Annotated in this window: 6 protein-coding genes; 4 read left to right on the top strand and 2 right to left on the bottom strand. The window is 69.7% G+C overall.

Annotated features, from left to right (window positions below; genetic code table 11):
- The 3 genes from ACWDVW_RS32310 to ACWDVW_RS32300 all read left to right on the top strand — a co-directional run.
- The coding region (locus tag ACWDVW_RS32310) for a carbohydrate ABC transporter permease (RefSeq protein ID WP_449956698.1) at positions 1–889 on the top strand (889 nt) is incomplete at its 5' end.
- The gene (locus ACWDVW_RS32305) at positions 886–1713 is read left to right on the top strand and encodes a carbohydrate ABC transporter permease (protein ID WP_449956695.1); all 828 of its coding nucleotides are present in this window, start codon (positions 886–888) and stop codon (positions 1711–1713) included. The genes ACWDVW_RS32310 and ACWDVW_RS32305, both read left to right, overlap by 4 nt.
- Before the next feature lie 4 nt (positions 1714–1717).
- Positions 1718–2866 (top strand): serine hydrolase domain-containing protein, encoded by a 1149-nt coding sequence (locus ACWDVW_RS32300; protein ID WP_449956692.1) that lies wholly within the window; start codon positions 1718–1720, stop codon positions 2864–2866.
- 217 nt (positions 2867–3083) lie between these two features.
- Here the strand turns inward: ACWDVW_RS32300 and ACWDVW_RS32295 are convergent, their stop codons facing one another.
- The gene (locus ACWDVW_RS32295; protein WP_449956690.1) at positions 3084–3806 is read right to left on the bottom strand and encodes a DUF998 domain-containing protein; all 723 of its coding nucleotides are present in this window, start codon (positions 3804–3806) and stop codon (positions 3084–3086) included.
- Positions 3807–4101: 295 nt separating this feature from the next.
- Complete coding sequence (locus tag ACWDVW_RS32290; RefSeq protein WP_449956687.1) at positions 4102–5415, bottom strand: hypothetical protein; 1314 nt, start codon at positions 5413–5415, stop codon at positions 4102–4104.
- Positions 5416–6045: 630 nt separating this feature from the next.
- Here ACWDVW_RS32290 and chvE point away from each other — a divergent pair.
- Positions 6046–7182 (top strand): multiple monosaccharide ABC transporter substrate-binding protein, encoded by a 1137-nt coding sequence (gene chvE, locus ACWDVW_RS32285; protein WP_449956685.1) that lies wholly within the window; start codon positions 6046–6048, stop codon positions 7180–7182.
- Positions 7183–7250: the final 68 nt, after the last annotated feature.

The raw sequence follows: 7250 nt of genomic DNA, 5'->3' as shown, positions 1-7250 counted from the left end.
GCCCCACCGGAAGCGGTGGGGCCGCGCGGTGCGGTGGACCGGCTGGCTCTGGGTCCTGCCCGCCCTGGCCATGTACGGCTTCTTCGTGCTGCGCCCGCTCGTGATGACCGTGCAGTACTCGCTCTACCGCTGGAACGGCATCGGGACGGCCACCTGGGTCGGCCTGGACAACTACGTCACCGTCTTCACCGACCGCGACCTGCTGAAGATCATCGGTAACGCCTTCGTTCTGATCATCTTCTTCAGCTTCATCCCGGTCGTCCTCGGCCTGGTGGTGGCCAGCCTGGTCCGGCGCATCACCACCGGCCCCGGCGGCACACTGGTCCGGACCGTGCTCTTCCTGCCGCAGGTGATCCCGCTGGTGGCGGCCGGCATCGCGTGGAGCTGGGTGCTCTCCAGCAACGGGCTGGTCAACCAGGCCCTGCGGGCCGTCGGGCTGGACGGCATCACCCGGGCCTGGCTCGGCGAGTTCAGCACCGCGCTGCCGTCGGTGGGCGTGATCGGCACCTGGATCATGCTCGGCCTCTGCACGATCCTGCTGGTCACCGGCATGAGCAAGATCGACCCGTCGCTGTACGAGGCGGCCCGGATGGACGGCGCCGGACCGATCCGCGAGTTCTTCGCGGTGACCCTGCCCAGCCTCCGCCAGGAGATCGGCGTCTGCCTCACCGTGACCATCATCGCGGCGCTGGCCAGCTTCGACATCGTCTACATCTCGACCAGCGGCGGTCCGGGCATCCAGACCACCGTGCCGGGCCTGGAGATCTATCGGCTGGCCTTCTCCCAGCGTCAGGTCGGGCTCGCCTCGGCCCTGGGCGTGGTGCTGATGCTGCTGGTGCTGATCTGCGTGCTGCCCATCCAGCGGCTGACCCGGGGGGAGAAGTCATGAACATGACCACCCGCAGTGAGCGGCTGACCGGACGGATCTTCCTGATCGCCCTGGTCGTGGTCACCCTGCTGCCGTTCCTGAGCATGCTCTCGGCGGCCCTGCAACCACGCGGCACCGTACCCACCGGGCTGGCCTGGCCCTCCGATCCACAGTGGGGCAACTTCGTCGACGCCTTCACCGCCGCGAACATGGGTGCCCTGCTGGGGTCCAGCATGCTGATCGTGGCCGGGGTGGTGCCGTTCGGGGTGGTCATCGCGACCATGGCCGGGTTCGGCCTCGGGCACCTGCGGGTGGCCGGCGGCCACATCGCCTTCGGGCTGCTGCTGCTCGGCCTCACCCTGCCCTTCGAGGCGGTGGTGACCCCGCTGTACTACCAGATGCGGGACCTCGGCCTGCTCAACACCCGGTGGGCCATCATCCTGCCGCTGATCGGCCTCTACATGCCGTTCGCGGTCTTCTGGATGCGCGCCCACTTCACCAACGTGCCGCGCGAGCTGTCCGAGGCGGCGCGGGTCGACGGCAGCAACACCTGGCAGTTGTTCTGGCGGGTGCACGTGCCGCTGGCCCGCCCGGCCATCGCCTCGCTGACCATCCTGCTGTTCCTCTGGACCTGGAACCAGTTCCTGCTCGCCATCGTCATGGTCGACGACGCCACCAAACGGACCATGGCCGGTGCCCTCGGCGCGTTCCAGGGGCAGTGGGGAACCGATCTGGTCTTGCTCTGCGCCGGATCGTTGCTCATCCTCACTCCGACGCTCATCGTGTTCCTGATCTTCCAGCGCCAGTTCATCAAGGCGCTCCTGCAGGGCTCCGTGAAGGGATGACGGGTTGAACGACACCCCGATCCACGGCCACGCCGACGAGGGCTTCGGGCCCGTCGCCGACGTGTTCCGGGACAACTTCGTCCACCGCGGGGAGGTCGGCGCCGCAGTCGCCGTCTACCTGCGGGGCACCAAGGTCGTGGACCTGTACGGCGGGCTGGCCGACCAGCGCTCCGGACGGCCGTGGACCGCCGACACCCCGGCCGTCGTCTTCTCGGTGACCAAGGGGATCATGGCGATCTGCGCCTACCTGCTGGTCCAGCAGGGCCGGCTCGACCTGGAGGCCCCGGTCACCCGGTACTGGCCCGATTTCGGTCGGCACGGCAAGGCCGAGATCCCGGTGCGCTGGCTGCTCACCCACCAGTCCGGACTGCCCACGCTGGACCGCTCCTTCACCCGCGCCGAGGTACTCGCCTGGGACCCGGTGATCGAGGCGATCGAGGAGCAGGCCCCGCTGTGGCAGCCGGGCACCGCCCACAGCTACCACCCGATCACCTACGGCTGGCTGATCGGCGAGGTGATCCGCCGGATCACCGGGGAGATGCCCGGCAGCTACCTCGCCCGGACCCTCGCCGAACCGCTCGGTCTGCGTACCTGGGTCGGCCTGCCGCCCGCCGAACGCGACGCGGTCGCCTGGATGCTGGCACCGCTGGGTGAGCCCTTCCCACCCGGCGACCCGGTCGCCGAACGCGGGATCACCATGGGCGGCGCGTTCGCCTTCCCCGCCGACGCCGACGGCCTGGTCAGCTTCAACGACCCGGCCATCCAGGCAGCCCAGGTCCCCGGCGCGGGCGGGATCAGCACCGCCGAGTCACTGGCCCGCCTCTACGCCGCCTGCGTCTCCGACGTCGGTGGCGGACCGTTGCTCACCACCGCGTCCGTCGACGACGCTGTCACCGTCCGCGTCGCCGGCCAGCAGGTGTACGGACTCCCCGACGTCGGACACCGCTGGGGCACCGGCTTCCTCGTCCACTCGACACCGCGGCCGATGCTCGGCGAGCGCAGCTTCGGACACGACGGCGCGGGCGGGCACCTCGCCTTCGGCGACGACCACCACCGGGTCGGCTTCGGTTACGTGGTCAACCAGATGGGCGGCATCATCGACGAGCGGGCCAACCTGCTCACCGCCGCCCTGCTGTCCTGCCTCAGCGAATAGGGCCGGTGTCGAAGTCCTCGGTCGAGCCGAGGCAGAGTCCAGGCGGCGGTCCGGCAAGGCGGGAACTGGTCCGGATACCGGTGTTGCATCCGGACCAATTTCCCACGCGGCCGGTCGTCGCTTGGGCCCGCCGCAGGCCGGCCAGGGACTTCGACACAGGCCCCTCGGCGGACCGGGTCGACGTCACGGCCGACGAGCCGTGGCGTCGACCCCGCCGTCACCCGCCCGGCGTAGTGCGGCCCGTCCGAACTGACCGACGACTCCGGCCCGTCCGCCGCAGTGCGGCGGCCACCAGCAGGGGTGCGAACGCCTCCGCGCCGGCCGCCACCCGCTCGGCCAGCCCGACCCGCCCACCACCGGCCGCCATCTCGGCCACGAACCAGGCCACCAGCAGCAGCAACCCGACCGCCAGCCCCACCCATGGCGTCCGTCGCTCTCCTGCCCGTCGCCCTGGGGTACGCCGGGCTTCTCCCGCCCCCACCGGATGCTCCGCCGTCGCCGCACGGTGCCCCGTCGGCTCGGTGTCCGGTGCGGTGCGTCTCGTCGCGTGGTTCGGCGTCGCCAGGGCCGGCCAGAGCGCCAGGGCGCCGAAAGCGACGGTCGCGGCGAGCGTGTGAGGCACCGACCCGCTGCCGTCGTCCGGTAGCGGGAACACCGCCACCGCCAGCGTCGCCACCCCGCCGAGTGCGAGCAGGGCCCGCCCGGCGGGCGCGAGGGGACGCAGTCCGGCGGCGGTGACACAGTGGCACAGCCCGAGAGCGGCCAGCGCGACTGTCATGATCCACCGGTCGGTCGCGCCGACGGCGGCGAGTGCGCTGATCGTGCCGGTGACCTGGTCGAACCCGCCCGGTTGGCGGGCCGCGCCCAGCGTCCACCCACCGATCAGGAGGATCGGCGCCGCCACGGCGGAGACCAGCGCCCATCCCGGTACGACTCGCATCCCCGCACCGTACGTGCCGTCCCGCCGCTCCCGCGCCACCGGCACGTACCAGGCCGCGCCGTTCCTCGGCGTCGGTTCCGTCGATCATGGAGTCGTGGCGTGCACGAAAGCCGTCTATCGGTGTAATTCGGCAGCCACAACTCCATGATCGACGAGGCGGTGCCGTGGGGTGTGCAGGGGGTAGCGCCCCCGGGGGCGGGGGACCCCGCTCGGGTCGCGTGGACCCGAACGAGGCTCGCCGGCCGCGAGATCGATCGCGGCCGGCGAGCCCGGACGGTGCCTCTTGAGCGGTGTGTCAGCCCTTGCGCTGGGCCAACAGCCACTGGAGGATGCTGCGGTCCTCGTACGTCGGCCCGTAGGCGGCGTGGTAGTCGGGCAGCGAGAACGCCTCGTTGCCGTACTCGGTGTAGTGCAGCAGCTCGGCGATCTGCGCGGGCGTCTTGCCCTGGGCCTCGTAGGCCGAGCGCAGTGCGGTGTGCGTGTTGCGGGCGAGCGAGATGTTGAGCAGGTGGTCGTTGACGCCGTGGGTGATCCAGAGCGGCACCTCGCCGGCGGCGATGGCCTTGGCCTGGTCGGCGCCGACCTGGAAGCCGCCGGTCACCAGACCACCGGCGAACAGGTCGGGACGCTTGGCGAACGCCTCCCACAGCAGCCGGGAGCCGTACGACACGGTGGTGGCGTACACCCGGTCGGTGTCCACCGCGTGGTCCTTGACGAACTGGTCGACCAGCCGGATCAGCAGGTCACCCTCGGCGGGCAGGCCGACCCGCTGGTTCTGCGGGGCGAGCACGATGACGTCCTCGCGGCTGCCGGTCCAGCTCGACTGGAGCCAGGCGGTGGCCGGGATGTCGGCGGCGATCTGGACGCCCAGGTTGTCGCCGTCCCAGCCCATACCGTGCCCGGGCAGGACGACCATCAGCGGGTACTTCTTGCCGGGCTGGTAGTTCTTCGGCAGGTGGTAGTGGTACGGCAGCACCATGCCGCTGCTCAGGTACGAGCCGTACGTGAAGTCGTCGACGAGCAGGTTCACCGGCTTCTCGGTGACCCCGCGCGGGGTCTTCGGGGCGGCCTTGGCCTGCACCGGACCCTTGCCCTTGCCCTTGCCGGGCTGGGCGTGCACGTCCTTGCGCTGCGTCACCCGGGTGGGCAGCTCGGTGTTGACCTTCACGCTGCACAGGAAGGTCGGGCACTTGGAGACGATGACGGTCCAGCCGAGGTTCTCGGCGGGGTCCAGCTCGACGATGACGTACCGGCCGTCCACCGAACGACGGTCCGCGCGGGTGGTGGGCGCGTTGTTCGTGTAGGTGTGGGTGACCTTGCGGTCGGCCAGCTTGGGCAGGTCGTCCATCGGGTTGAAGCGGAAGTTGTAGACGGTGTCGGAGACCGAGAAGGTGGAATTGTCGAGCTCGCGGGGGTTCACCGTCTGCGGGTACTCGACGGCGACGGCGGAGACCTTCTGGCCGTACGTGTAGACGGTGGTGATCGGTGTGACACTGCGGATGCCGCCGGCGTTGTCGCCGGGACCCTTCGACGCGGCGTACGCGGCCGTGCCGGAGGTGGCGAGAAGTGCCACCGCCGCCATGGCGGTGAGCGTCCTTCGCAGTCTCATCGGCCCTCCTTGTTGGACGCGTCCGGCTGCCATGGGCAGGTCCCGTGGCAGCGCCCCGGACCGGTTGCGGTGGTGTGGGGGAGGACGGGCGCTAAACTGATTTAGCAGAGCATCGGCGTCCGGCTGGTCGATGTCAAGACTGTGCTGGTGACGGCGCGGGAACCGACCGTGCGTCCCGGGGGTCGTCGGTGCTCGCGTCGCGGGCTACGGCGCTGCTGCGTCGAATGTGTCCCGCACGTCCGGCCCGCCATGGAGCGTGAGGCCCGACTGGTCACGGTGCGTGACCGCCTGGTGGGCTTCCGTCGACCGGGTGATCCGTTTCCCTTTGCGGGTCGACAGATGCGATGGGGTGACGCCTCGCCCGTCGCACCGGGGCGCGAGTTGGCGTATTCTCTGCTCTCGATGGACGATATTCGGGTGGCGGGTGCGAACGCGCGACTTCCTTCGATGTTCAACGCCTTGACCTGCGGTGATTCGGCCGACCGGTGGAGCCTCGGCTTCGTTACGAGAACGTGACCGCTGGATTTCCGGCGAGGTGTTGACCCGGGCAATGTGAGCGCTAACACTTGGGCCCCGAAGTGCGATCCGCGCAGCCGGTGCGACGGCGCGAGTTCCAGATTGGGGAAGCCAGTGAGCAGAAGAATTCTGGCCGCTCTCGGTAGCGCCGCCCTGGCGCTGAGTATGGCGGCGTGTAGCGGCGACGGTGCCGGGAGTGGCAACACCAGCGACGAGAAGCCGTCCGACCTCACCATCGGCGTCTCGATGCCGACCCAGACCTCCGAGCGGTGGATCGCCGACGGCAACTCCGTCAAGGAGAAGCTGGAGGCCAAGGGCTACAAGGTCGACCTCCAGTACGCCGGTGACGACATCCCGACCCAGTCGCAGCAGGTCGACCAGATGATCACGCGCGGTGCCAACGTGCTGATCATCGCCGCGATCGACGGCACCGCCCTCAGCGGACAGCTCCAGGCGGCGGCCGACGCGAAGATCCCGGTCATCTCCTACGACCGGCTCATCCGGGACAGCCCGAACGTCGACTTCTACGTCAGCTTCGACAACTACAAGGTCGGCGTGGCCCAGGCCAGCGCGCTCCTGGTCGGCCTCGGCCTGCAGACCAAGGACGGCGGCAAGGGCGAGGAGACCGGGCCGTTCAACATCGAGCTGTTCGCCGGGTCGCTGGACGACAACAACGCCCACTTCTTCTTCGACGGCGCGATGGACACCCTCAAGCCGTTCATCGACGCCGGCACCCTCAAGGTGAAGTCCGGGCAGACCAAGATCGAGCAGGTGGCGATCCTGCGCTGGCAGCAGGAGGCCGCGCAGAAGCGGATGGAGGACCTGCTGACCTCCAGCTACAACGACAACAGCAAGGTGGACGGCGTGCTGTCGCCGTACGACGGCATCTCCCGCGGCATCATCACCGCGCTGCAGAACGCCGGCTACCGGGGCGCCGACCAGATCCCGGTGGTCACCGGGCAGGACGCCGAGATCGCCTCGGTCAAGCTGATCGACGACGGCATCCAGAGCTCCACCATCTTCAAGGACACCCGCCTGCTGGCCGATCAGGCCGTGGTCGCCGGTGAGGCGTTCCTCCAGGAGAAGACGCCCGAGGCCAACGACAGCGAGACCTACAACAACGGGGTCAAGGTCGTCCCGTCGTACCTGCTGCCGGTCGAGACCGTCTTCAAGGACGACATCCAGAAGGTGCTGATCGACTCCGGCTACTTCACCGCGGAGGAGGTCGCCGCCGGTCAGGCCAAGAGCTGACGGCGACCCCGCGCCGACGGCCACCCGCAGGCCGAGCAGTTGCTGCGGCGGCTGCACGGGGTGCTGGT

The organism is Micromonospora sp. NPDC003241, from assembly GCF_053589795.1.
Note: the sequence above shows the minus strand (reverse complement) of the source record. Positions and strands in the feature narration are given on the sequence as shown.

Coding starts and splice junctions, on each gene's coding strand:
- ACWDVW_RS32305 (WP_449956695.1), top strand. CDS start 886: ATGAACATGACCACCCGCAGTGAGCGGCTGACCGGACGGATCTTCCTG.
- ACWDVW_RS32295 (WP_449956690.1), bottom strand. CDS start 3,806: ATGCGAGTCGTACCGGGATGGGCGCTGGTCTCCGCCGTGGCGGCGCCG.
- ACWDVW_RS32290 (WP_449956687.1), bottom strand. CDS start 5,415: ATGAGACTGCGAAGGACGCTCACCGCCATGGCGGCGGTGGCACTTCTC.